The organism is Actinomadura sp. 7K534 (genome assembly GCF_004348575.1).
Taxonomy (GTDB): domain Bacteria; phylum Actinomycetota; class Actinomycetes; order Streptosporangiales; family Streptosporangiaceae; genus Spirillospora; species Spirillospora livida.
Genome location: NZ_SMKB01000510.1, coordinates 1 through 912, shown reverse-complemented (window position 1 = coordinate 912; position 912 = coordinate 1). Strand labels below are relative to the sequence as shown.

Below are 912 nucleotides of genomic sequence, written 5' to 3'. Positions count from 1 at the left end.
GGCTTCGCCGCCCCCGCCGGGAGCGGCTCCCAGAGCGCCCCCGCGAGCGACACTGGGAGCGGCCCCGCGAGCGGCAGCGTGCCGCCCGGGACGCTCGTCGCCGGTGTCGGCGTCCCGAAGGTCGACTCCCGCGGTGCCGTTCCCGCCGACCCGATCGTCAAGCGGGCCCTGTCGTCCGGCGACACCGACCCGGACGGCTTCCCCGCCGTCTCCCCGGAGGCCGCCGCGAAGCCCGCAAAGGCCGCAAAGGCCGCAAAGTACGAGGAGGCCCCGGAGAGCGGCGCGCCCGAGCCCGCCGACACGGCCGTGGACATGCCCGCCGTGGCGGACGAGCCCGGCGGGAACGCTCCCGCCGCCCCCGGGAAGTCCGCGCGGGACGAGCAGGCGTCCGCCTTCGAGAAGGCCAGGGCCGCGGAGGACGCGTCCATCGCCTCCGCGGGCGAGGTCCTCGAACCGGACGCCATCCTTCCGGTCGGCGTCACCCCGCCCACCGGCAGCGGACCGTTCCCACAAGGCGCGGTGGCCGCCGGCGGCGCCCCCGCCGACGCGGAGCCAGGCACCGCGTCCAGCGGCGGCGCGGACGAGGACACGGAGACGACCGCGCCGCAACCCGCCGTGATCGCGCCCGTCTACCACGTCGAGGGCGTCGTTCCGCTCGACACGGCGCCCCCGCCCGGACAGCCCCCGCAGAGCGCGGCGGCGGCCGGGCCGGTCAAGGCCGGCGGGCCCAACCGGCGCAGGCCGCTGCTCATCGGCGGCGGCGCGGCGATCATCCTGGCCGCGGGCGTCGCCCTGTTCACCGTCGGCGGCACCGGCTCGGACTCCGGCCGGGACGGCGAGGCCACGGCCGTCCAGGCCCCGGCGACGGCGCAGTCCACCCCGCCGGTCGCACCGGCCACGCCGTCCCCCGCC

Annotated in this window: 1 pseudogene; it reads left to right on the top strand. The window is 79.3% G+C overall.

What is annotated here, in order from left to right:
• A pseudogene (locus E1266_RS38650) lies at positions 1-912 on the top strand (hypothetical protein); the annotation flags it as partial.